Annotated in this window: 16 protein-coding genes and 1 tRNA gene; 8 read left to right on the top strand and 9 right to left on the bottom strand. The window is 60.1% G+C overall.

Translation table 11 applies throughout. The features are described 5' to 3' along the window. The first annotated feature begins 320 nt into the window (after positions 1-320). Complete coding sequence (locus MWH26_RS14005; protein WP_247974779.1) at positions 321-1,796, top strand: PSP1 domain-containing protein; 1,476 nt, start codon at positions 321-323, stop codon at positions 1,794-1,796. Positions 1,797-1,807: 11 nt separating this feature from the next. Next, a complete protein-coding gene (locus MWH26_RS14000) occupies positions 1,808-2,314 on the top strand; it encodes a gliding motility lipoprotein GldH (protein WP_247974778.1) in 507 nt (168 codons plus the stop codon). Positions 2,315-2,408: 94 nt separating this feature from the next. Here the strand turns inward: MWH26_RS14000 and MWH26_RS13995 are convergent, their stop codons facing one another. Continuing rightward, on the bottom strand, positions 2,409-2,600 hold the full coding sequence (locus MWH26_RS13995; RefSeq protein ID WP_044003100.1) for a cold-shock protein: 192 nt from the start codon (positions 2,598-2,600) through the stop codon (positions 2,409-2,411). Between the two features lie 141 nt (positions 2,601-2,741). Between MWH26_RS13995 and MWH26_RS13990 the strand changes: the two genes are divergently transcribed. Beyond that, complete coding sequence (locus tag MWH26_RS13990) at positions 2,742-3,689, top strand: hypothetical protein (RefSeq protein ID WP_247974777.1); 948 nt, start codon at positions 2,742-2,744, stop codon at positions 3,687-3,689. Between the two features lie 67 nt (positions 3,690-3,756). On the opposite strand, the gene MWH26_RS13985 is transcribed toward MWH26_RS13990, so the two are convergent. The 3 genes from MWH26_RS13985 to MWH26_RS13975 form a co-directional block, all read right to left on the bottom strand. Continuing rightward, a complete protein-coding gene (locus MWH26_RS13985) occupies positions 3,757-4,623 on the bottom strand; it encodes a YjiK family protein (RefSeq protein ID WP_247974776.1) in 867 nt (288 codons plus the stop codon). Between the two features lie 189 nt (positions 4,624-4,812). Continuing rightward, positions 4,813-5,844 carry a ComEA family DNA-binding protein gene (locus MWH26_RS13980; RefSeq protein ID WP_247974775.1) on the bottom strand — a complete coding sequence of 344 codons (1,032 nt, stop codon included), beginning with the start codon at positions 5,842-5,844 and terminating at the stop codon, positions 4,813-4,815. Between the two features lie 100 nt (positions 5,845-5,944). After that, positions 5,945-6,919 carry a hypothetical protein gene (locus tag MWH26_RS13975; protein WP_247974774.1) on the bottom strand — a complete coding sequence of 325 codons (975 nt, stop codon included), beginning with the start codon at positions 6,917-6,919 and terminating at the stop codon, positions 5,945-5,947. A 123-nt stretch (positions 6,920-7,042) separates the two neighbouring features. Here MWH26_RS13975 and MWH26_RS13970 point away from each other — a divergent pair, with 123 nt between their 5' ends. The 3 genes from MWH26_RS13970 (at position 7,043) to MWH26_RS13960 (ending at position 14,770) form a co-directional block, all read left to right on the top strand. Then, positions 7,043-7,624, top strand: a complete 582-nt coding sequence (locus MWH26_RS13970; protein ID WP_244697219.1) for a DinB family protein — start codon at positions 7,043-7,045, stop codon at positions 7,622-7,624. A 243-nt stretch (positions 7,625-7,867) separates the two neighbouring features. After that, entirely contained in the window at positions 7,868-14,173 is a 6,306-nt protein-coding gene (locus MWH26_RS13965) for an alpha-2-macroglobulin family protein (RefSeq protein WP_247974773.1), read from the top strand. A gap of 153 nt (positions 14,174-14,326) precedes the next feature. Further along, the gene (locus tag MWH26_RS13960; RefSeq protein ID WP_247974772.1) at positions 14,327-14,770 is read left to right on the top strand and encodes a hypothetical protein; all 444 of its coding nucleotides are present in this window, start codon (positions 14,327-14,329) and stop codon (positions 14,768-14,770) included. Between the two features lie 83 nt (positions 14,771-14,853). On the opposite strand, the gene MWH26_RS13955 is transcribed toward MWH26_RS13960, so the two are convergent. The 4 genes from MWH26_RS13955 to MWH26_RS13940 all read right to left on the bottom strand — a co-directional run bounded on the left by MWH26_RS13955 (position 14,854) and on the right by MWH26_RS13940 (position 17,802). Beyond that, positions 14,854-15,642, bottom strand: a complete 789-nt coding sequence (locus MWH26_RS13955) for a hypothetical protein (protein ID WP_247974771.1) — start codon at positions 15,640-15,642, stop codon at positions 14,854-14,856. 163 nt (positions 15,643-15,805) lie between these two features. Further along, positions 15,806-16,132 (bottom strand): 2Fe-2S iron-sulfur cluster-binding protein, encoded by a 327-nt coding sequence (locus MWH26_RS13950; RefSeq protein ID WP_188556204.1) that lies wholly within the window; start codon positions 16,130-16,132, stop codon positions 15,806-15,808. A gap of 102 nt (positions 16,133-16,234) precedes the next feature. After that, complete coding sequence (locus MWH26_RS13945) at positions 16,235-17,248, bottom strand: NAD(P)/FAD-dependent oxidoreductase (protein ID WP_244697212.1); 1,014 nt, start codon at positions 17,246-17,248, stop codon at positions 16,235-16,237. Positions 17,249-17,382: 134 nt separating this feature from the next. Further along, positions 17,383-17,802 (bottom strand): hypothetical protein, encoded by a 420-nt coding sequence (locus MWH26_RS13940; protein ID WP_247974770.1) that lies wholly within the window; start codon positions 17,800-17,802, stop codon positions 17,383-17,385. Positions 17,803-18,279: 477 nt separating this feature from the next. Here MWH26_RS13940 and MWH26_RS13935 point away from each other — a divergent pair, with 477 nt between their 5' ends. Further along, positions 18,280-21,135: a TonB-dependent receptor gene (locus MWH26_RS13935; protein ID WP_247974769.1), complete on the top strand. Its 2,856-nt coding sequence runs from the start codon at positions 18,280-18,282 to the stop codon at positions 21,133-21,135. 48 nt (positions 21,136-21,183) lie between these two features. Further along, positions 21,184-22,704 (top strand): beta-helix domain-containing protein, encoded by a 1,521-nt coding sequence (locus tag MWH26_RS13930; protein ID WP_247974768.1) that lies wholly within the window; start codon positions 21,184-21,186, stop codon positions 22,702-22,704. A 330-nt stretch (positions 22,705-23,034) separates the two neighbouring features. On the opposite strand, the gene MWH26_RS13925 is transcribed toward MWH26_RS13930, so the two are convergent. Further along, positions 23,035-23,111: transfer RNA gene (locus tag MWH26_RS13925), tRNA-Arg, on the bottom strand. Positions 23,112-23,223 lie beyond the last annotated feature (112 nt).

The following is a 23,223-nucleotide window of genomic DNA, read 5'->3' as shown; positions in this document are numbered from 1 at the left end:
ATATTTGCCCCAAATGCTCAACCTCTTGAATAGCACTGCTTGGGCCGCTTCAGGCCGCTAATGAACTGATGATATATTTTGAGGCGTTAGTGCCAGCACTGCCCGCCGCCTTGAAATCTGTATCTTTGTCTAGAACCGATTTCAGGCGGAAGGCTACCTTTCGCTTTACCACATAGATCTTTCAGGCCGTGGCTTGCTCATCCTGCTCCTCCTCCGGCGGGGGCTGCTCCACTACATCTGCCAAGGGCTGCGGCTCTAAAGGCAGCTGCAGTAGCGGCTGTACCCGCCTTAATGTATTCGACTGGCTCCAGGACCTGGATATGCCCAGCGACTTTAAAGAATTTGACCTTGTAGAAGTCCGCTTTAAGGGCGGACGTAAAGACTTTTACCGCAATAAGAGCCGCCTGCCACTCGTCACGGGTGATGCTGTGGTCGTTGAATCGGCCGGCAGCGGTTGGCATCTGGGGCACGTTTCGCTGAAGGGCGAGCTGGTGCGCCTGCAGATGAAGAAAAAGAAAGTGCCTCAGGACTCGAAAGACATCCGCACAATTTTGCGGGTAGCTACTGAGCAGGACGAGGAACGTTGGCAGGCCGTGCGCGACCTGGAAACCGGCACCATGTTCAAGGCCCGCGCCGTGGTAGATGAGCTGCGCCTGAAAATGAAGCTCTCCGACGTGGAGTACCAGGCCGACCGTACCCGGGCAACCTTTTTCTACTCCGCCGACGACCGGGTTGACTTCCGGGACCTGATCAAGCGCCTCGCCGACGAGTTCCGGGTGCGGGTAGAAATGCGCCAGATTTCCTTGCGCCACGAAGCCGGCCGCCTCGGCGGTATTGGTTCGTGCGGGCGAGAGTTGTGCTGCTCTACCTGGCTCACCGACTTCAAGAGCGTCAGTACAACCGCCGCTCGCTACCAGAACCTGAGCCTAAACCCCGCCAAGCTCTCGGGCCAGTGTGGGCGCCTTAAGTGCTGCCTGAACTACGAGCTGGATACCTACCTCGATGCCCTAAAGGATATTCCGCAGGTGCAGCGCCCCTTGCTCACGGAGAAAGGGGAGTACACCCTCCAGAAAACCGACATCTTCAAGAAGAAAATGTGGTTTGCCGTGCGCGGCGACAACAACTGGGTGGTAGTACCCACGGAGCGCGTGCGCGAAGTGCTGGACCTAAACAAGCGCGGCGAGAAGCCCGAAAGCCTACTGATGCCCGTGCGCGAGGAGGAAAAAGCCCCTGAGGTTACGGCCATTGTGGAAGGTTCCCTGGAACGCCTCGACGATAAAATAAAAGCCTCCAAACGCAGCAAGCGCGGCAAGAAGAAAAAGGGTTCCGAGGACGTAGCGCCGGTAACGGCCAGCGCCCCCCGGGCCGGCCGCTCAAGCGCGCCCCGCCCGAGTGCTACCCCCGAGCCCCGCGAAGCAACTGCCCTTCCGGCCACGGCTGCGCCCGAAGGAGAAGCCGCCCCAGCCGGGGAGGAGCGCAGCCGCCCCCGCGGTGCCGCTGCCCGTCCCCTAAACCGGCGGGGCCGGGGCCGGGGTGAGGGCAAGCGCACCGACGCGGGCCGAACCGGGGAAGGAACTTCTACCCCCGCAGGCGCCGCTGATACTACCCGCCCCCCGCGTGAAGCACGTCCGCCCCGGGCCGCCTCCGCCGGCGAAGCGCCGGATGGCGCGGCTGGGAGAGGTGACACGGGGGAGGGCCGCCGCAACCGTTCGGGCCGGCGGGGTAGTGGTGGCCGCCCGGGCCGTGGTGGTACCGGCCCTGAGGCCGGGCCTACTTCTTCTCCTGCTGCCTCCTGATGCTGTTGCGTATGCGTTTCCTCTCTCGTGTACTACCGGCCCTGGCGGCGGGACTCCTGCTACTGTCGGCCTGTGACCAAAACCAGGTATTCGAGAAGAATATCGACCTGAAGTCGCCAGCCGGTGACCCCTACGTGTGGGCCGTGCAAGACAAGCCGACCTTTGAGTTCGATATCACCGACACTACCCAACGTTACGATGTGTACTTCAACATCCGCAACGCCGCGGACTACGAGTACTACAACCTGTACGTGAAGCAAACTCTCACGGCCCCGGATGGCAAGCCCGTGTCGCGGCGGCTGCACCAGATGCTACTGCTGGACCCGCAAACCGGCGAGCCGCGCGGCAGCGGTACCGGCGACATTTACGACCACCAGATTCTGGCCTTGCCTAACCAGCAGTTCCGCCAGGTAGGGCGCTATAAGCTCATGCTGGAGCAGTACATGCGCCAGGACCAGCTCCGCGGCATTATGGCTGTGGGCGTGCGCGTGGCCCGGCGGCCAGCCGGCAGCGAGTAACATAACGCGAGGAGCCCGTAGTTTACCAGCAAAAAACCCCGTTCGGCATGCCGAACGGGGTTTTTTGTTAGGTCAAGACAAGAGTCAGGGTCGCTTAGATGCGCTCCACCTTCACAGCGTTCTGGCCCTTTTTGCCATCGATGATATCGAATGATACCCGGTCGTTTTCGCGGATTTCGTGAACGAGGCCCGTCTGGTGCACGAAAATCTCCTGGCCATTTTCATCTTGAACAATGAATCCATAGCCTTTCGACTCATTGAAAAACTTCACTTTACCGGTTTTCATAGCGGAGTGTAAGCGGTTGTGGGGTGAAAGAATGGCGGTAAATCTACATGGTTTTCCAACTTAGCAAAAGTCTGCCGGGCCGAACGCGGGCGAAAGGGCTACGTATGAAAGCCTATTCCAGCTCCTCCATATACCCTCGCCATGACTGATTCATCTAACCCCGCTTCTTCCACGCCCCAACTGCCTACCTCTCCTGCCACGGCTAACAACGAGCCGCAAGCAAGTGGGGTGGCTGCGGAGCAGTCGAGCCTTGAACCCGTGCCCACGGAACTGCAAACACCGGCGAATACCACTGGTCAGCAGCCCTTTGCCCACAACCCCAACCACGAGCAAAACGAGGTAGCTGGCGCCAGCCGGGGCGAGTTTGGCCGGCAATCAGACCAGGGTATTACCCAGGGCGGGTACGGAGCGGAGCTTAGCCGGGGCAACGCTACCTACGCCGGCACTCTGGATACTCCTGTGCCCACTACTGGCTACATTGGGGAGCGGCAGCAGCAGCCCAATGATTTTGTAAGTAATGAAAATGGCAGCTATGGCACCCAGCCCGTCGGTGCTACAGCACCCAGTGGGTCGGCCGTCGGCACGGATTTCGCCAACGACAATGCGGCTCCCAAGGGCACTGATTCAGGCTATGCGGAGAACTACGGCACATCCTCGCTTGGGGAAGCCCGGGCCGGGAGCGGCCAGCCCGATGCTAGCCACCGCAACCAACAGGAAGACTACAGACCAAACCATCCGGAGGGTGGCCCCGAGGGCCTGCGGACGGGAGTAGCCCCCACCAACACCAGCCAGGGCAGCAACGAGGCCGATGCCACGCCTACCCGCGGCTCGCGCAGTGGCTACCAGGCTGCTGGCTCCCCTGATGCGCAGGGCGGCCAGCAAAGCGGCTTTGGCTCCAAGGGCGGCTCGTATAATGATGAGTACGCCTCGGCTGCTCCCAACGACCAGCAGGAGGGGGCGCCTACCCGCGGTGACTACGACAGCCAGGATGCCGCGCGCAACTACGGCGGCGCTTCCGACGACCGCACCGGCTCCGGCGAAGGCACTGACTATGGTCCCATGCCGACCCGCAGCGGTGGAGCTGACTAATGGTGCCGCCGCCTCACCGCAACAGCCCTGCCCAACCACTACTACGGTACAGTTGGGCAGGGCTTTTTTAGCGCTTGCGCGTCACGGAAAACAGCTTGCCTTTCTCGTTGCTGAAAATGAAATCCTGTTCATTCACGAACACCAAGGCCTCGGCCTGCCCTGACTCGGGCAGCGCCAAGTTGCTTTTCAAGCCGTCGAAGAGGCGGCGGCCGGGTAGGCGCTCAAACAGGTAGGCCTGCTCGTAACCCAGCAGCACTACGCGCTTGCCATCAGGGCTGATATCGGCGCTGGTAACCCAGGTAGGTAATTGCAGGCTGTCGGCTAGGCGGGCCAGGTGGCGCCCCGGCCGCGCCGGCAGCACGTATTGCTTGAGCCAGTGACCTTCACCCCGGTTTTTAGTGAAGAGGTACAGACTGTCCTGGTAGTAGTAGAAGGCCTCACAATCGAAGTTGCGCTTGGGCTTGCGGGGTGGGAAGGCCCGCTGATCGGGGTAGCTGAACTCGATGGTGTCAACTTGGTTGAGGCCAGAGCCGCTGAGCCGGTAAATGCACAGATTGCGCCGCTTGTTCTGGTTGTTGCCAAAGTCGCCCAGGTAAAGGCGCTGCTCGTCGTCCTGGGTTAAATCTTCCCAATCGATGTTCTGCAGGGGCGCCAGGTCCAAGGTTTGTAGCAAGTCGCCCTGGCGGGTGATTTTGTACAGGCGGGCCGTATTGCCGCCATCGGCGTGGGTCCATAAGTCGCCCTCGGGGCCGGCTATTTCCAGCCCTGAGCTTTCGGCTACCCGTTGCCGGTCGAGTCGCCCGATTTCCTCTACTTCGTATTGGTCCTCCGCGCTGCCAAAGTCGCCCCGGCCTTGGTCGGAGCTACAGCCACAGTAAGCTGCAGCCGAAAGGAAAAAGCCGAGAACTAGCTTCTGAGGCGCTGAGAAAGGCATAAAGGACGCATGAAATCTACAACCCGGGCAAATAATAGCCGGAGCTACGGGAGCCTACGCTAAGTAAGCGCGTCCCACGGCCGAAAATTACCATTTCCAGCCGGAAGCCACCGCACTAGCCGCCGCAAAGGTGGCGGTTACCTCTGCTCGCCCTCGGGGTAACTCAGAACCGGCGCGGGTTACAGGCCTTTATTTCAGCTCCAGATAAGGCGCTAGTTTGTCAAAAGTGGCCTGATCCAGAATCCGAATCTGACGCAAATCAGTGGGCTGCCGAAACGGGCCGTGCTGCTGCCGAAAAGCAACGAGCACGCGGGCCAGGCGCTTGCCAACGTAAGGGTGGGCCTGCAACATCTCGAACGAGGCATTATTAACATCCAACATAGCTGGCGCGAAGCCCGGGGCCACGAAGGTGTACTTGCGCAGGCTGTCCACCAGGTCGGGCGCGTCGCGCAGGGCATAAATCTCGGCGGTTTGCTCCTTGTTCTGGAAGCCCCCGAGCCGCTGCCGGTACTCTATGATGCGCCGCGCGTAGCCCCGGCCAATGCCCCGAATTTGCATGAGCTGGGTGGTATCGGCGGCGTTGAGGTCAAAGGCTGCCAAGCGGGTGGGCTTGCGCGGAAACCGGCTTCCCGCGGTTTGCTCAAACGGCTTACGGTCTGGGTACGGGCCACGGCTGGGGTAGGAGCGAGCCTCGCGCGGAGGTAACTGATCCGGCAGCTGCATGTAGGGGGCTAGGCGGGCGTACAAGTCGGGTTCCAGGCCGTAGGTCCGTTGAATCTGCTCCTTAGCCCGAAAGCCGCCAATAACCTCCCGGTAGTGGACCATGCGGCGGGCTACGTAGCTCGGCAGGCCCCGGGCTTCCCAGTCGGTGGCCGTAAGCTGGTTGGGGTCGAAGGGGGTTAGCGCAACCTGGGGCACCGCCCCGCGCCGCGGGTAGCGGCTAGCAAAGGCCGGCCGGGTAGTGCGCCGGGCCGCCAGTTCCGTGGCCCAATTGTTGAGCTGCTGCTGGTCGGGGGCAGGGTCATAAGCCGGCAAGGCCGGGCGCAATAGGCGAGGAAGCACCAGCCACAGCACGATCAGGCCTAGCAGCACCACAAAGCCAGAGGTTTCGCGCCGGGAAAAGCCGAAGTAGCGCCGCACGGCACGCAGCACCGGCCAAGAGCCGCGCCTTCGACCAGAAGTAGGAGCAGGCCGGGAAGAAGCGGGGCGCGAAGCGGGCATAGCAGAATAAGTAGAGTTTAGCCATAATATTACTGATTTCACAAATAAACGAAATCAGCGCAACGCTCCACTTTTATTTTATTTCTGCTATCCGTGGCGCCTACCGCCGAATCTTCACGTCTACATCGTAGCGGTAGCGGGGCGGGCCCCCGAGTGGCACGGCGAAGAAAGGCAGAGCCACGTCGTACTGGTCCGTCACGTAAAACACTAGGTCGTTGGAGGCCTTGGAAAGCGAGGTTATTTGCAAGTCCAGGGACAGGCCGTGCTCCTTGTCCGTGATGGGATGGACGCTGTTGGCCCAGCGGTTGTCGCCGCTCACGGTGGCGGAATGACCGTTTTTGGCAACGCTAAAGATTTTCAGGGTCACGTCTCCATCCACGTCGAAGTTGCTTTGCTTAATGCTCACTACCCGGTCGTTCACGAAGGGGTAGAGGTGGGTTTTGGCCTTGAGCTGGGGCGAAAGCCGGAAGCTGTACTCGTAGGTAAAGGCATTGCCACCTTCCACGGGCACGTTCTGGGTAGGCGACGTGCTCAGGAAATATCGGTACAGGTTGCCGTCGTCGCCCTTTTTGCCCTGGGCCACCAGCTTAAACACGTAGCCATCAAACTCCTTGACAAATTCGCCCTCCAGCGGGTTAAGGGGCCCGAAGGTGTACCAGCGGTTGTCATAGGTTTTCTCGGCACCGAAGGCCATTTGCTTCAGCAAGGTACCCGAGCGAAAGTTGCCCTGGGGCTCGGTGCGGCGGGCATCGGGGCCGGAGTGGGCGCCCGGCCCGCCGTAGAGACTGAACTCGGTGGTAGTGTTCCAGCCAAACTTGGCCTCGTCGTGCTGTCCGCCGCAGTCGGGGTCAAACAGGCGGATGTAAACCGGCTGACGGTTTTCCTTCGGAACCAGAAAAAAGAACGTCTGGGTGAAGTCATCGTCGCCCCAGCTTTTATCGGCCTGCGCCCCAAACGTGACCAGGAACGCTACGTTTTCGCCCGGGTTGGGCACGGCCTGGGCCGTGGCCTCGGTGGGCAATAGCATCGTGAAAATCCCCAGAAAGCTCAGCAGTACGTATAGAAAACGAGGCATGCCCCGAAGGTACGCTACCCACTGAATTTTACTTCAATCTGGCCGCGCAAGCACTACGGACATTGACGAAACCGTTTGCGGGGTGTATCATTACAGTCTATTCCGCTTTACCGCCCGTCCACTATGAGCGCCACCGCCCGTCGCACAACTGATTTTCTGGATTCCCTGGCTGCTGAACTGCAGCGGGTACGGGACATCACCAACCGCCGCTTCCGTCCGCTTACTGATGACCAGCTGAACCGGGGGCCGGGGCCGGGCAAATGGAGCGTGGGCCAGTGCCTGGAGCACCTCAACATCGTAGGCGGACTGTACTTGCCGGTAATGAGCCGCAAAATTAAGGCTGCCAAGGAGCGTGGCTCCAAACCGGCGGAGCTGGTAGTACACGGGTTTTTCGGGCAGAAAATGACCGAGGCCATGCGGGTGCCGGCCACCGAAAAAACCATGAAAACGCCCCAGCAGTACGCCCCCAGCGGCTCGCGCCTACCCCGCACGGTGCTGGAGGTGTTCAGCCGCCAACTTGATGAGCTGGACAGCCTGATTGAGCAAACCCGGGACATCAACGCCAACGCCGTGCGTATCCCTAACCCTATTATTCCGCTGCTGCTCCCGCGCCTGACCGACGCCTTGGAACTGCTGGTAGAACACATGAAGCGCCACATCCTGCAGGCCGAGCGGGTGCTGGATGGCCAGCGTATCAACGCCTGACCCAGGAATTTTCCGCGTTGCTTGGTGGATAGCGAACCGGAGGCAGGAAGTATTTTAGAGCGAGTACTGACCCTCGCCACAGCCCGAATCCCCGGTTGCTCCGCTTGGAGTGGCCGGGGATTCGGGCTGTAGGGGTTGCCGCGGCGAAAAGAAAAAGAGCTTTTTAGCGAGGAGCTGTATGGAATCAGCGCGGCTCCGGCATCAGCTGTTTACCAATTTGCCCGCCTGATCCGTTCTACCCCTATGCGTCCTTTCCTGTTAAGCTTGCTGGCCGTGCTGCTGCTGTTTTCCGCGGGCTCCTCCCAAACTACCCCGCCCGGCAACGGCCCCAGCGGCAACCCGGCTATCTGGAAAAAGATAGAACAACTGCTGGCCAAAGACCAGACAGCTTCGGCTGCCAAGCTGCTGGAGCCCCTGTACCAGCAAGCCCGCCGCCAGCAGAACACACCCGAGCACCTACGAGCCTTGCTCTATAAGCTGCGCCTGCTGGAAGCCCGGGAGGAGGAGGCCGATGTGCAGGCGATTCAGTTGGTAGAGCGGAACTTGAAAACGGCGCAATTTCCGGCCCGGCCGGTGCTGCACAGCCTGCTGGCCCAGCTCTATGAGCGCTACTACCAGGGGCACCGCTACCAACTCTACGACCGGACGCGCACCCAACCCGATACCGCCGACCAAAGTAGCACCGACCTGCGCACCTGGGATGCCGCCCGCTTGGGTGCAGCCGTAATTCGGCATTACCGGGCCTCGGTACAGGACGAGCCCCGCCGCCAGCAGCAGCTAAAATTAATTACCCTGGGCTCCCTCAGCCGGGGCGGCAGCGCTGAGGGTCGCGCCCTGCGCCCCACGCTGTATGAGTTGCTGGCCCACCGCGCCGTGGAAGGCCTTCGCAACGATGAATACTACGTAACCCGGCCGGCTCAGCAGTTCCAGCTGACGGATGCGGCCTTGTTTGGTTCGGCTGCGGAATTTACCCGCCTGAAACTGCAGGCTCCAGTAGCCGACTCGCTCAATGGGCAGCTCCATGCCCTGCAGGTCCTTCAGCAGCTACTGGCTTTCCGCCTGCAAGATGCCGCCAACCCCGCCGCCCTGGCCGATGCCGACCGGTTGCGCCTAGAGTTCGTGCACGAGCACTCGGAGCTGCCCAACAAAGCCGAGCTATACCGTACCGCCCTAGCCCGTGCCGCCGAAACGTACAAGGCCCTACCCATCAGTGCGGAGTTCCGGGTGCTGGAAGCCGGTACCTGGCAGGAAACCAACCCCGCTAAAGCCCACGAGCTGGCCGTAGCGGCCGCCACGCAGTTCCCAAAGTCGCGGGGAGGACGACAAGCGGCGGCCCTGCGGCAGCAGTTGGAGCGCATGGAGCTAGGTTTTACTGCCGAGGAGGTGCTGCTGCCCAATCAACCCTGGTTGCTGCGCCTGATGGTGCGCAATGTTCCGCGCCTCTACGCCACAGCCTACCGCATCAGCAACGCTCAAGTTCTGCGCCAGCTGGAGCGGCCAGAACTCCAGCAGGATAAAACCTGGCGCCAGCGCTACGCCCGGGCCTTGGCCGCCAAGCCCGCCGCTACCTGGACCCTAGATGCACTTGGCCCCCAGGACTTTCGCAGCCACACCGTGCAGCACGCCGGGCCGGCTTTGCCGCTGGGGCACTACCTCATTGTGCTCAGCACCGCTGCCAACAATCCCACCAAGGAGCAGCCCGGCGCGGTTACCGCCTACGGTCAGGTGCAAGTGAGCGAGCTAAGCTACGTGCGCCGCAGCGCCGGCCGTACCGCTGGCCCCGAGTTGCTGGTGTTGCACCGCCAGAACGGCGCGCCCCAGGCCGGCGTGCGGGTACTGCCCTTTCTCGCTACCTATAATCAGGCGGCTCGTCGTATGGAAGTGCGGCGGGGGCAACCTGATCAAACTACCACCGGGGGGCAGGTGAAAATTCCCCTTAGCACTTCGTCAGACTACACGCAGTTCAGTCCGGCACTGTTGAGCTACGGTGCTGACTCCCTCTGGACGGAGGACCTGGGCAATTTTTACTCCCGGAATAATCAACCGCAACAACCAGAAAGTCGTCCGCGCTGGCATTTGTTTCTGTACACCGACCGCGCCATTTACCGCCCGGGCCAAACGGTGTACTTCAAAGGCATTCTTACCGAAACCATTCGGGCTGTCACGCGGCCCTTCACGAAGCATGGGGTTGCCGTGGAGCTAAAGGACGTGAATAGTCAGACGGTGAAGACCCTGAAATTTACAACCAATGACTTCGGCTCCTTTCACGGCTCCTTTGTGCTGCCCACGGGTTTGCTAAACGGCGAAATGTCGTTGCAAACACAGTATGGCAGCCAAAGCTTCGCCGTGGAGGACTACAAGCGGCCTACCTTCCAGGTCGCGTTTGAGCCAGTGAAGGGCGTGCCCGTGCTGGGGCAGGAGGTAACGGTGCGCGGCACGGCCACGGCCTACGCCGGCCAGCCCATTGACGGGGCCACGGTGCGCTACCGAGTGGTGCGGCGCACGTTCTGGCCCCTGTATGGCCGCAGCATCTACGGCAATAGCCGGCCCGAGCAGGAAATTCTGAGTGGTACCACTCGCACCGATTCAGCCGGAGGCTTCGCGGTAACGTTCCTTGCCAAAGGGGAGGACTTGCAACAAAGCAAACGCGGTGGCTGGGCCCCTGGCTATGTGTTCGAGGTAACGGCCGACGTGACGGACGCCGCCGGCGAAACCCGCACCGGCACTCAGCGCGTGAGCCTGGGCACCGAGGCCCTGACGCTACGCCTGGAGCTACCCGAGTTGCTTAACCGCGCCCAGTTACCCACGCCCCGCCTCATCAGCACCAATGCCGCCGGCGAGGCCCAGCCCGCCAAAGGTCAGCTGCGCCTTTACCGCCTCTCGCCACCCACCCGCGCCCTGCGCCCCCGCCTCTGGGAGCGGCCCGAGCGCGAGGCCCTGAGCCAAGAAGAGTTCAAGCGCCGCTTCCCGCTGGATGCCTATGGCAAGGAAGACAACGACAGCACCTGGGCCCGTACCCTGGTGCTTACGCAAGACTTCGACACCGACAAAACCCCGCTGCTGCCCGCCCTGCAAACCACCCTGGCCGCCCAAACGCCGGGCCGCTACCTGCTGGAAGCCACGGCTAGCCTAGGAGCGGCCGGTCAGCCTGCGGCCCGCACGGAGCAGCGGTTCACCCTCTTCGACCCCACCACTACTACCTTGCCCGTACCCACAGCCAACTGGTTTGTGCCCCTGCAAGACAGCGTAGCGCCCGGCCAAACGGCCCGCTTTCTGGTGGGTAGCTCTCAGGAGGGCGCCCGGGTGCTGCTGGAAGCCGAAGCCAAGGGCGAAACCCTGCACCACCAGTGGCTGACGCTACGCGCCAATGAGCAGCGCGTGGTGGAGATACCTGTGCCCGCCGCTCTCGGTGAAGCCCAGCTCTACGTGCACCTCACCCAAGTGCGCGACAACCGCCTCTACACCCGCATGGCCCCAGTGCAGATAGCCACGCAGCCCGCCCCACTGGTGCTCAGCATTGCTACCTTCCGTGATAAGCTACAGCCCGGCCAGAAGGAAACCTGGCGCGTCACTATTCACCAGACCGATGGTAAACCCGCCGACGCCGAGCTGCTGGCCACGCTCTATGATAAGTCGCTGGACGTATTCCGGCCCCACGATTTCGCCGCCCCGAGATTCTACCAGCCGTATTTCCCGCCCACTCTGGCCTGGAACGGCCACTTCGGGACGGAGGATGGGGTGGAGCTGTTCAACCAATACGTTGCCTCATATTACCCGGCTGCCATTCGCTACCCGCATCTGAATATGTGGGGATTATGGGGCAACGATGAAATTCCGGACCAAGAGGAATCAAAAGATAAAGTAGTAGCCTTGAAAACCATAAGAGGCAACACTGATAATCCTGCTGACTTAGCCGGTTTAGAATCTAGTGAAGGCGCTATGGCCGTTGCTGATCAGGAAATGGCTCCAATGGCCGCCGCTGTATCTGCTCCTAGAATCCAAGTGCGCGGGGTAGCACGGTCGGCTAAGTTCCGAGAAACTACTAATAGTGGCTCCACGCCTGCTGCCTCTCAACCCGACCTCAGTGGCGTGCAGGCCCGCAAGGATTTTCGCGAAACAGCCTTCTGGATGCCCGCCGTGCGTACCAATGCCCAGGGCGAAACTGTGCTGGAATTTCAACTGCCCGAAGCCGTGACGCGCTGGCAGCTGCTGGCCCTAGCCCACGACCAGCAGCTACGCACCGGCCTGCTGCGCCAGGAGCTAGTAACGCAGAAGAGCCTGCAGGTAACACCCAACGCCCCTCGCTTTTTCCGGGAAGGCGACCAGCTGACTTTCTCGGCCAAACTCAGCAACCTTACCGCCCAGGCCCTCAATGGTACAGCCCAACTTCTTCTGCTCGATGCCCGCACCCAGCAGCCCCTCGGAAGCCAAGTGCTACGCGGCCCCGCACAGGTGAAATTCAGCCTCCGCGGCAACCAGAGCCAAGCCGTCAGCTGGAACCTTACCCTGCCCGAAACTGCCGAAGACCAGCTCCCCATTGAGGCCATAACCTACCGCGTAGTGGCGCGGGCGGAAGTGGCTAGTCAGTCTGAAAAAGGCAAGACCGACCGTAAGCTTCGTAAGAAGTTAAAGAGTAGAGAATTAGCGGCTCAAAACCAAGGCACGGTAGAAGACGGGGAAGAAAATACGCTGCCAGTGCTGCCTAACCGCCTGCTCATTACCGAAAGTCTGCCGCTGGCGGTGGTGGGCCCGGCTGCTCGGGAGTTTGAGTTGAAGAAGCTCACCAGCACTACCTCCAGCACCCGCCGCAACTACTCGCTCACGCTGGAAATGACGCCTAACCCGGCCTGGTACGCCGTGCAAGCATTGCCCTACCTTATGGAGTACCCCTACGAGTGCTCCGAGCAGACCTTCTCCCGCCTCTACGCCAACATGCTGGCCGCCAAAATTCTGCAGAGCAACCCGCAGCTGCGCACCGTGCTGGCTGAGTGGCAGCGGGCCGCCCAGGCCGGCGACAAAGCTGCCCTGAGCAGCAAGCTGGAGCAAAACCAGGAGCTGAAAACCTTGCTACTGCAGGAAACGCCCTGGGTGCGCGACGCCCAGAACGAAACCGAGCGGATGCGCCGCCTTGCCGAGCTATTCGATGAGCCCCGCCTGAAAGCCGAAACTGCTCGTGCCCTCACCAAGCTCCGCCAGATGCAGCTGCCCGACGGGGCCTTCCCTTGGTTTGAACGCATGCCCGCCGACCGTTACATCACCCAGCTCATTGTGGCCGGTTTCGGCAAGTTGCAGAAACTAGGCGCTTTCGAGGCCCAACAAGACCCACAGGCCCGGCAAATTCTGCAGAACGCCGTAGCCTACCTGGATGGGGAGCTGCAGCGCGACTACACCCAGCTCCGCAAGCAGCCGAAAGTAGACCTCAAGCAAGACCACCTCACCGACTTGCAAGTGCAGGCCTTGTACGCCCGCAGCTTCTGGCCGGCGCTGGCCGTGCGTAAAGAGGCCCAGCCGGCGCAGGCATACTATCAGCAGCAAGCCGCTACCTATTGGCTCGGTCGTACGCGCTACGTGCAGGGGTTGGCGGCCCTGGCGTTGCACCGCGCCAAAACCCAGCCCGCTGCCGTTAAGCGCATCCTTACGGCCCTGCAGGAAAATGCCCTGCACTCGCCTGAATTGGGCATGTATTGGAAAGAGGTGCGCGGCGGCTACTACTGGCGCGAAGCCCCTACCGAAACTCAAGCTACCCTCATTGAGTCTTTTGATGAAGTGCTGAACGACCAGAAAGCCGTGGATGAAATGAAGCTGTGGCTACTTAGCCAAAAGCGCGTGCAGAACTGGGCAAGCACCCGTGCCACCGCCGATGCCTGCTACGCCCTGCTACTGCGCGGTTCCAATTGGCTGCAACCCACTAAGCCCCTGCAGGTAGCGGTAGGAGGGAAGGCCGTGCAGCCTACCAGTCAGCAGGCTGGCACCGGCTACTACAAAGTAACCTGGCCCGCCACCGAAATTAAGCCTGCCCAAGGCCGCGTAACGGTGCAGAAGCCCGATGCCGGCGTGGCCTGGGGCGCCTTGTACTGGCAGTACTTTGAGCAGCTAGATAAGATTACGCCCGCCGCCACGCAGCTGCAACTGGAGCGCCGCCTCTATCGGGAGCAGCGCACCGCCGCCGGCCCCGTACTGGAGCCCCTCACCGCGGCCACGCCCCTGCGCGTCGGCGACGTGCTGGTGGTACGCCTGGTACTACGCGCCGACCGAGACCTGGAGTACGTGCACCTCAAAGACCAGCGCGCCGCCGGCCTGGAGCTAATCGGCCAGACTTCTAGCTACCGTTACCAGGGCGGCCTGGGCTATTATGAAAGCCCCCGCGACGCGGCCACCAACTTCTTTATCAGCTACTTTCCTAAGGGCACCCACGCCTTTGAGTACCGCCTGCGGGCGGCCCAGGCCGGCAATTTCTCAGGCGGCCTCTCGCAGCTGCAGTGTCTCTACGCCCCGGAGTTTACGACCCACTCGGCGGGCGTGAGGCTACAGATTGCCGCCCAGCCCTAACGGCTGCCGGGTGGTAGTATCGGCGGAAGGAGCTGTACTATACCTGCAGATTATCTGAACTTTAGCAGAGCGTTTTGAGCCAATCCTTTGTGAATAGTACATTTGCCGCTCGTTTATTTATCAGGAAGGATGAAGTTGATGCATAAACTAGGAATGGTTACCGTTCTACTGCTCTGGAGCAGCGGTGCGGCCTGGGCTCAAGGAGACAAAAAGGCGCAAACAGCTACCCCTACCCAGCTCCCCGGCGAGGAAAAGCTTTCGGCGCGGGAACGGGCTGAGCGAGATTTTCTGATGCCCGTGCGACGCAAGCAGGCCGCTACCTTGCGGGCCGCCGCTGAGGAAGCCGGAGCCCACCAGCCCGCCGTGGAAGTAACCGCCCGCAACCTGGAAGCCACCGAGGACGACAAGCCTGCAGAAACCACCGAGGCCAAAGCCGCTCCCGCTACGGTTCACCACCGCAGCACAACCCACCGGCGCACTTCCTCATCTTCCCGCCGCCGGAGCACAAGCAGCCACCGCTCGTCATCGGCGCGCAAAAAAACAACGAGCAAAAAGTCGACTGCCAAGAAAAAAACCACCAGCCGCCGACGGCGCTAACGAAGGGGCACTACTTGGCGGCATCCTCAGTTGACGGCAGAGAATGACTGTAGCGCGGCGTGTGCCATTGCCGGTACTTCTGCTTACCAATGGCACGGGGGCCTAAACGCAGACCATCCATACCCCAGCTGGGCCGTGACGTAAGAACCCCGATGCCGTAGGGTTATGTTACCCTGTTGAATGGTACCCATATTATCCAAGTACTCCAAGCGCTGGGTGCTGACTTCCACCAAAGGCAGCAGGCCGCGCTGATAGTCTAGGCTGAACAATAAGAACTGCCGACCCGGAAAGGTGTAATGTACTTGGAGCGAGGCGCCTGCCAGGGGCGTCATTCGGCGCGGAAAGTGGGTGTTCAGCAACACCAGGGGCTGGTCGGGCTCGGGCCAGGTGTTAGTGTTGCCTCCGGCCGTAAAGAACCAGTTGTATGTTGCCAAGCTGCGGCGTAACTGATAAGCGTACCCCACAGTAAGGCCAGCGTCGATATTCCAGCGCGGCCCTATGGAAAAAATATCTAGGTACTGCAGGCCCAAACTGGTGTGCAACAGGCCCATGGCGCCAACACCAGTTCCCTGCCGCCCATACTGGCTGCGGTACTGTAGCATAGGAGACAACCCGGTAATGTGCTGGCCAGCAGTTAGTCCCAGATGCGGCGTCAGCGGAAACATGGTCCGGAGCTGAGCGGCCAACTGAAACGAGGCCCCACCACTAAAGCCCGCTGGTGCGGTAGAATGGCCGAGGCTGGCGGCGGAAAGCGAAACGCCTATGCTGCCGCTTATTTCCGGCGTGCGTTGCGCGTAGGCCGTGCTGCCGGCTACACTACTACCCAGCACCAAAAGCCCGCTGAACTGCAAGACACGTAATAAATTGGTCATAATTCAGAGTAGGATAAGGATACAGGTATAATGCGTAAACCAACGGCTAAGTAATAGCTTTTCCCCAGACCAGCCTAGCAGCCTGCAAACAAAAAGCAGAACCCTGCGGTGCTAGCACCGCAGGGTTCTGCTTTTTGTTTGCAGGCTGCTTAGCCGCTACCCCTTACGCGTCTTGGGGCATGAGGCGCACTACTAGCCCGTCGAGGCGGGGGGTAATGCGGATTTGGCAGGAGAGGCGGCTACCCTGGGTCATCACGGGCAGGCTTTCCAGCATGGCCAGCTCATCGTCGCTGGGTTCCGGCAGCTCAGGACCGGCCAGCACCTCCACGTGGCAGGTGCCGCACAAGGCCATGCCGCCGCAGGTAGCCTGAATGTCGTAGCCATCGGCCTTCATGATTTCCATCAGGCTCAGGCCCATATCGGTGGGGGCAACTACCTCCCGGCGCTGGCCGGGGGCTTCCTCCACATACACGCGTACTTCGTCGGTCATATTATAGGGTGTGAGGGTAAGAGGGTAGGAGGGCGTGAGGGAAAAAAAGTAAGAAGGTGCTGCTGCAAACTCCTGCCCTCACACCCTCTTACCCTCCTAACCTTACAAGGTGGGTACCCCGTTTACAGTGGTGTACTTGAGTACGTATTTCTTGTCGGGGTTGATGTACTTGAATGCTCCCTGGCACATCAGGGCGGCCTCGTGGAAGCCGCAGAGAATGAGCTTGAGCTTGCCCGGATACGTGTTAATGTCGCCGATGGCAAAAATACCGGGCTCGGAAGTGGAGTAGTCCACGGTATTTACTTTCACGGCATCATCTTCCAGCTCCAGCCCCCACTCGCCAATGGGCCCCAGCTTGGGCGTGAGGCCGAACAGCGGAATAAACGAGTCGGCCTCTACCTGCGCAGCCGTGCCGTCGTTGGCCGTAATCGTGACGCCGTGCAGCTGGCCGTTGCCGTGTACGTGCGTTACGTTGCTGCTCAGCACCAACTTCACTTTGCCGGCCTCGTGCAGGTTCTTTACTTTCTCGGCCGAGTCGGCGGCCCCGCGGAAGGTAGTGCCGCGGTGTACCAGGGTTACTTCCTTGGCCACATCGGCCAGGAAAATGGTCCAGTCCAGAGCCGAGTCGCCGCCGCCGGCAATAACTAGGCGCTGGTCGCGGAAGGTTTCGGGGTCGCGCACCATGTAGTACACGCCCTTGCCACCCTCAAAATCAGCTAGGCTGTCGATGGCCGGCTTGCGCGGCTCAAAGGAGCCCAGGCCGCCAGCAATAGCAATGGCCTTGCACAGAATTTCGGTGCCGTCAATGGTAGTCACCCGGAAAGAGCCGTCCTCAAGCTTTTCGTAGCCTTCTACCCGCTCACCCAAGGTAAACGTAGGGTGGAAGGGCTCAATCTGGCGCATCAGGTTCTGAACCAGGTCACCGGCCAGCACTTCCGGAAAACCGGGAATATCATAGATGGGCTTCTTGGGATAAATCTCCGACAGCTGCCCGCCTACCTGGGGTAGGGCGTCGACTACGTGACAGCGCAGCTTCAGCAGGCCCGCTTCGAATACGGCAAACAGCCCCACCGGGCCAGCTCCGATAATGCAGATATCGGTGGAAACAGAATTCATTAGCAGAAGGTGAAATTAAAAAGATGGCGACCAGAACGCAGCAGTATAACCACCTAGCCGCCCAAAACGTTGGGGCGAGCCTCGTTCGCGGCCGCAAAGATAGGCAGGCTGCGGCAGCCGACCCACCTTCACGCTCAGGCTACGAACCCAGACGTTACCGGCGCGTTGTGTTCCTGCAAAAAGCGCTCTGCCTCGGCCCGGTCTGTAAACCGAAAAACAGGCAACGCCAGCCGCTCCCCCAAGGCCCGACTCAGGGGCTGCATGGTAAGCGAGAAGGGGTGAACCTCAGCCATAGCGGCTAGTCCGGCTGCTTTAAGCAGCTCCCGCAGCGTCACGTACAGGGGCAGCAGGCGCACATTGGGCCCCAGCGTGCGCGACACGTCGCAGAGCATGGTAAAGCCCGGGCGGAGCTGCTGCAAAACGCGCTGCCAGTCAGCTAAAAAATAGGGTATGTCCTGGGCTAGCGTTTGCTCAGCACGCCGCTCATATACTACGTGGTTGTGAAGCAGGTCTAGGTAAATCCGATATTCAGGTCGGTAGGCGACAAGTTGCATAAGGAGTAGCAGGTAGCAGCAGCATACCGACAAACGGCTCAGCTCACAAAAAAGTCCCTTCTATAAAAAGATAATTCACATTCAGGTTCGCGGCACCCCACTGGTGCTAGTAGGTTGGTCGGAAGAATCAATAGGCCCAGCGCAGTAACGCAGGTATTCAGGCGAGCTTACTTCTCCTTTATTACAAGCAAAAAGCACACGGATCGGCTACCCCCAACGGGCGGGTAGAAGCTGGGCACTGCAACGGGCCGTCAGCTAGCTCCTTAGGCTCGCGCGCCAGCCCAGCAGACGCGGCTGGTAGCATTCAGTCGCGCGGCTTTTAACCATGCAAGTGAAAATTGTAAGCGGTTGATAAACAAAAATATATGATATAATAGGGCGCCAGGGCGCTGCGCTGCGGGCGGCTGAGTCAGGTAACAATTCAATAAACTAGGGGGCATATTGGGGTAACAGGGTGGGTCTACTTTTGCTGCCACTATGCAGAACACAATTACCCGGATTACCCTCGTTTTTCTCCTCTGCTGCGGTACCTTGTTTACGGCCCTGGCGCAGAGCACCGGTACTATTCAAGGGGTAGTGAAGGACGCCGCCACCCGCGAAGGAATAGTGGGTGGCACGGTCCACCTGGATAAAACCAGCATTGGCGGCCCCACCGACGTGGATGGCAACTTCCGGCTGGAAAAAGTACCGGTTGGGGAGTACGCCTTGGTGGTGTCGTCCGTCTCGTACAAAACCACAACCATCCAGAAAGTAACCGTGACGGCCGGCAAAACGACCGTAGTAAACACTCAGCTGGAAACCGACCAGCAGCAGCTCAGCGAGGTAGTGGTAACGGGCGTGCGCCGCACTAACACGGAAGTCTCAGTCATCTCGGAAATCAAGCAGGCCAACGTGGTCGTGAGCGGGGTTTCGTCGGAGCAAATCGTGAAAACCCAGGACCGGGACGCGGCTGAGGTTGTGCGGCGCATTCCGGGCGTAACCATCGTCGACAACCGCTTTATTCAGGTGCGTGGCCTGAGCGACCGGTACAACGCCGTGTGGCTCAATGATGTAACGGCGCCCAGCTCCGAAACTGACCGCAAATCCTTTTCCTTCGACATTGTGCCCAGCTCCCTGCTCGATCGGGTGCTGGTGTTTAAAGACCCCTCGCCGGAACTGCCCGGTGATTTTGCGGGCGGCCTGGTAAAAGTGTACCTGCGCAAGCCAGCCCAGAATGAGCGCCTATTGACGGCCAACTACTCCTCGGGGTACCGCAACGGCACCACGGGTAAGGACTTTTTCACCGACAAAACGCAGGCCGGCGACGCCTTCGGGTTTGGTGCCGTGAAGCGGGGGCTGCCGGGCGGCTTCCCTACCCTGGGCACTGCCTACCAACAGTATGAGCGGGATTTCTACGCCAAACAGCTCGAGAATACCTTCCCGATTTACAAAATGAAGGCCATGCCGGATGTGCGCTTTAACGCGGCCTATCTGAACCAGATCAACCTGAAAAACCTGACCATCGGCAGCATCACGTCGGTAAACTACACCAACACGTTTACCCGCTTCCAGATTGACCGCAACCAGTTCGACGGAGCCGGCCAGCGCACCGACCAGTTCAAGGATGATCAATCTTCGAACAACGTGCGCCTGGGGGCCATCCAGAACTTTAACGTGGTGCTAGACAACGGCGACCGGCTGGAGTTGCGCAACCTGTTCAACCAGCAGGGCCGCAACCAGGTAACCACCCGCCAGGGCTACGACAACGACGGCCGCCTGGTGCGTAACAGCTACCAGCTCGGCTACCAGGGCCGCACCACCTACACCGGCCAGTTGGCAGGCCAGCACACCTTTAATAAGGAGAAAACGACCCTCGATTGGGTAGGTGGCTACGGCTACTCGAACCGCAACGAGCCCGACCTGCGCCGCGTGTCGTACCAATCGATTCCTTCGACTACCGAAGGCGGTGCCCCTACTGAAACCGTGCTAACTCCGGGTGCCGGCCAGGTAGACGTGAACAACGCCGGCCGCCTGTACCAGAAACTTTCCGAGCACAGCTACACCCTGAACGCCAACCTTAAGCACCAAGTGAAGGTAGCGGAGCGGACCGTGGAGATTGGGGCAGGAACGTACCTGGAGTATCGGAAGCGCCATTTCCAGGCCCGGGCCTTTGGCTATTCCCTGAACGCGGCGGGCCTGCAAGGGCTGCGCAGTGAGGCCGTAGGCAACATCTTTGACCCCCAGAACATTGGCGCCGACGGCTTCCGCCTGACCGAAGACCTGAACTCGACTTACCGCTACAGCGCCTCCAATGAGCTAGAGGCGGCCTACCTCTCCTTCAATATCCCCATCACGGAAAAGCTCAAGCTGGTAACCGGTGCCCGCTACGAGCGGAACGTGCAGTCCATTGCTACGGGCATCAACGGTCAGCCCGTGGAGCAGGAGGTAACCACCAACTTCGTGCTGCCTTCCGCCAACTTCAGCTACAGCATCAACGAGAAAAACCTGGTGCGGGCTTCCTACGGCCGCAGCCTTAACCGCCCCGAGTTCCGCGAAGCTGCCCCATTTTTCTACTACGACTTCGACTTCAACGTGCTGAACTACGGCTCGTTGTACCTGAATCCGCTGACGCCGCTCAAGGTAGCTACCATCGACAACCTGGATTTCCGCTACGAGTTCTACCCCTCCAGCGGGGAGCTGATTCACGTGGGCGCCTTCTACAAGAAGTTTCATAATCCCATTGAAAACACGGTGGTGCTGACCACCAACCTGGCCTACACCTTCGCCAATGCCCCGAGCGCCTACGCCTACGGGCTGGAGCTGGACCTGAAGAAAAGCCTCAACTTCCTCGACAACGCCTTCGGGACGACTGGCCTGCGCAACCTCTCGGCCGTATTCAACGCCTCCCTAATTAAGAGCCAGGTATCCTTGGGCGAGAACTTTGTGGCCTGGGACCAGAAGCGCGCCCTCCAGGGCCAGTCGCCCTACGTGTTCAACGGCGGCTTGTACTACCAGACGCCCACCAACAGCTGGCAGGTAACGGCGCTTTACAACGTGTTCGGCCCCCGCATTCTGTTTGCTGGCAGCAACGACTACCCCGACGTGGTAGAGCTGCCCCGCCACACCGTGGACCTTTCCTTGACCAAAACGGTCACCAGCCGCCTGACCCTGAACGCTGGAGTGCAGGACGTGCTCAACCAGAAAGTGAACCTGGTGCAAGACTTCAACCGCGACAAAAAGTATGAGGCGAAGAATGATCCTTCGCTGGCCGGCTACCGCCGGGGCACTTACTACACGCTGGGCCTGCGCTTCAACCTGGAGCCCCGCGCCCGCGCGCTCACGCCGCTTCCCTAACGTTTCCTTTCTCTGCCTTTCCGCAACGAGTTTCATTTCACCCTTCGTATGAAAAAGAACACGGTATCCCTGGCTTTGGCTGCCACGCTGTTAGTAGGCCTGGCGGCCTGCAGCAAGGAGGACACAACGCCGGCTCCCAACGTAACCGGCAGCGGCACCACCCCCACGCCACCCACCACTACCCCCACCGGGCAGGTAGTAACGGTAGGCGGCACGGGTATCACGTCCATCACCACCAACACCACCTGGTCGGCGAGCAACAAATACCTGCTGAAGGGCTTCGTGTACGTGCGTTCCGGCGCTACCCTGACCATTGAGGCAGGCACCATTATTAAAGGGGATAAGGACACCAAAGGCGCGCTTATTGTGGAGCCTGGCGCTAAGCTGATTGCCGCAGGCACGGCCGATAAGCCCATTATCTTTACTTCTAACCAGCCGAAAGGCGCCCGTAACTACGGCGACTGGGGTGGCGTTATCATTGCCGGCAACGCGCCGGTGAACACCCTGACGGGCACCTCGCAGCCCGTGGTAGAAGGAGGCATTGATACCAAATACGGCGGCACCAACGAAGCCGACAACTCTGGTACGCTGCAATATGTGCGCATCGAGTTTGGCGGCGTGGCCTTCTCGCCCGACAATGAAGTGAACGGCCTGACGCTGGCTGGGGTAGGTAGCGGCACGACCATTGACCACATCCAGGTTTCCTACAGCGGCGACGATGCCTACGAATGGTTTGGCGGCGCTGTAAACGCCAAATACCTGGTGTCGCACCGCACCTTCGACGACGACTTCGACACGGACAACGGTTTCTCGGGCAAAGTGCAGTTTGCCGTTTCCCTGCGCGACCCTTTGCAAGCCGACCAGTCGGGCTCGAAGGCCTTTGAGTCGGACAACGACAGCCGGTCGAACCCCACGAAGCCCCAGACTTCGGCGGTATTTACGAACGTGACGGCCGTGGGGCCCATCATCAACACCAGCGGCGGCAGCTACAGCCCCCAATACACGGCGGGCGCCCACATTCGCCGCAACTCAAGCATTAGCATCCTGAACTCAGTGATTATGGGCTACCCCACTAATGTGCTGATTGACAATGTCATGACAGCCGCCAACGCCGCGGCCGGCGACCTGCGCTTCAAAAACAACATTGTGGCCGGCAGCCTCACGGGCTCCAACTCTGCCGGTGGGCAGCGCAGCCTCATTTACATTGGTGGCACGGGTGGCGGCGGAAGCCTAACGACCAACAACGTCATGGCCTCCGATTCCTCAGCTTGGGGTAGCGCCGTCGGGCCAATTACCTGGCTCAAGGCCAACGGGAACCGCCGCTATATCACTGCTGATAACGTGCAGCTGCTGAACCCCTTCAACCTGACGGCCCCGAGCTTCCTGCCGCGTAGCGCCTCGCCCATTGTGGCCACGAACGGTGTAACTGCCAACTTCACGGACAGCAAAGTATCGGATAGCTTCTTCACCAAGGTAAGCTACGTGGGCGCCTTCGCTGGTACTGGCGCTTCCAGTGACAACTGGCTGACGGGCTGGACGAACTTCGACCCCCAGAACACCGACTACTAAGTGCCTTAAGTGCTTGGTTGCTACCAGAACAGAAAAAGCCGGAACTGACCTCAGTTCCGGCTTTTTCTGTTCTGGTAAGTGTGCACTGGGGCCCAATGTGCGCAACTGCTGCCACTGTTTCTCCTGTACTCCTACGGCTTTGATTTCTGCTGCTGCTTCTAGCGCTATTTCGCTCCTAGATTAGGTTTGTAGGCACACGCAGCAATTTATGAGGATACGCATAGCCAGCAGTGCAGTTAGAACGTTTTGAAAAGTAAAACCGCACCCTGCGTCACAAACTAAAAAAGAAAAACCCCGATTCTGAGGTAGAATCGGGGTTTTGCAAGTGTGTGGTGGTCACGTAAGGAGTCGAACCTTAAACCTTCTGATTCGTAGTCAGATGCTCTATCCAATTGAGCTACGCAACCGTTATTTACCGTGTAGCGGAGCGTTCCTCCGTTTTGGTTGTGCAAAGATAGCGGGGAAAAAGCGGGCGGTGCAAATGAGAAGGTGAAATTTGTCCTGAAAAACCTGGCTGGC

This window comes from Hymenobacter sublimis (assembly GCF_023101345.1).
Lineage (GTDB): Bacteria > Bacteroidota > Bacteroidia > Cytophagales > Hymenobacteraceae > Hymenobacter > Hymenobacter sublimis.
Note: the sequence above shows the minus strand (reverse complement) of the source record. Positions and strands in the feature narration are given on the sequence as shown.

Coding starts and splice junctions, on each gene's coding strand:
- MWH26_RS13970 (WP_244697219.1), top strand. CDS start 7,043: ATGAGCGCCACCGCCCGTCGCACAACTGATTTTCTGGATTCCCTGGCT.
- MWH26_RS13950 (WP_188556204.1), bottom strand. CDS start 16,132: ATGACCGACGAAGTACGCGTGTATGTGGAGGAAGCCCCCGGCCAGCGC.
- MWH26_RS13945 (WP_244697212.1), bottom strand. CDS start 17,248: ATGAATTCTGTTTCCACCGATATCTGCATTATCGGAGCTGGCCCGGTG.
- MWH26_RS13980 (WP_247974775.1), bottom strand. CDS start 5,844: ATGCCCGCTTCGCGCCCCGCTTCTTCCCGGCCTGCTCCTACTTCTGGT.
- MWH26_RS13985 (WP_247974776.1), bottom strand. CDS start 4,623: ATGCCTTTCTCAGCGCCTCAGAAGCTAGTTCTCGGCTTTTTCCTTTCG.
- MWH26_RS13955 (WP_247974771.1), bottom strand. CDS start 15,642: ATGACCAATTTATTACGTGTCTTGCAGTTCAGCGGGCTTTTGGTGCTG.
- MWH26_RS13930 (WP_247974768.1), top strand. CDS start 21,184: ATGAAAAAGAACACGGTATCCCTGGCTTTGGCTGCCACGCTGTTAGTA.
- MWH26_RS13975 (WP_247974774.1), bottom strand. CDS start 6,919: ATGCCTCGTTTTCTATACGTACTGCTGAGCTTTCTGGGGATTTTCACG.
- MWH26_RS14000 (WP_247974778.1), top strand. CDS start 1,808: ATGCGTTTCCTCTCTCGTGTACTACCGGCCCTGGCGGCGGGACTCCTG.
- MWH26_RS13990 (WP_247974777.1), top strand. CDS start 2,742: ATGACTGATTCATCTAACCCCGCTTCTTCCACGCCCCAACTGCCTACC.
- MWH26_RS13965 (WP_247974773.1), top strand. CDS start 7,868: ATGCGTCCTTTCCTGTTAAGCTTGCTGGCCGTGCTGCTGCTGTTTTCC.
- MWH26_RS13960 (WP_247974772.1), top strand. CDS start 14,327: ATGGTTACCGTTCTACTGCTCTGGAGCAGCGGTGCGGCCTGGGCTCAA.
- MWH26_RS14005 (WP_247974779.1), top strand. CDS start 321: ATGCCCAGCGACTTTAAAGAATTTGACCTTGTAGAAGTCCGCTTTAAG.
- MWH26_RS13995 (WP_044003100.1), bottom strand. CDS start 2,600: ATGAAAACCGGTAAAGTGAAGTTTTTCAATGAGTCGAAAGGCTATGGA.
- MWH26_RS13940 (WP_247974770.1), bottom strand. CDS start 17,802: ATGCAACTTGTCGCCTACCGACCTGAATATCGGATTTACCTAGACCTG.
- MWH26_RS13935 (WP_247974769.1), top strand. CDS start 18,280: ATGCAGAACACAATTACCCGGATTACCCTCGTTTTTCTCCTCTGCTGC.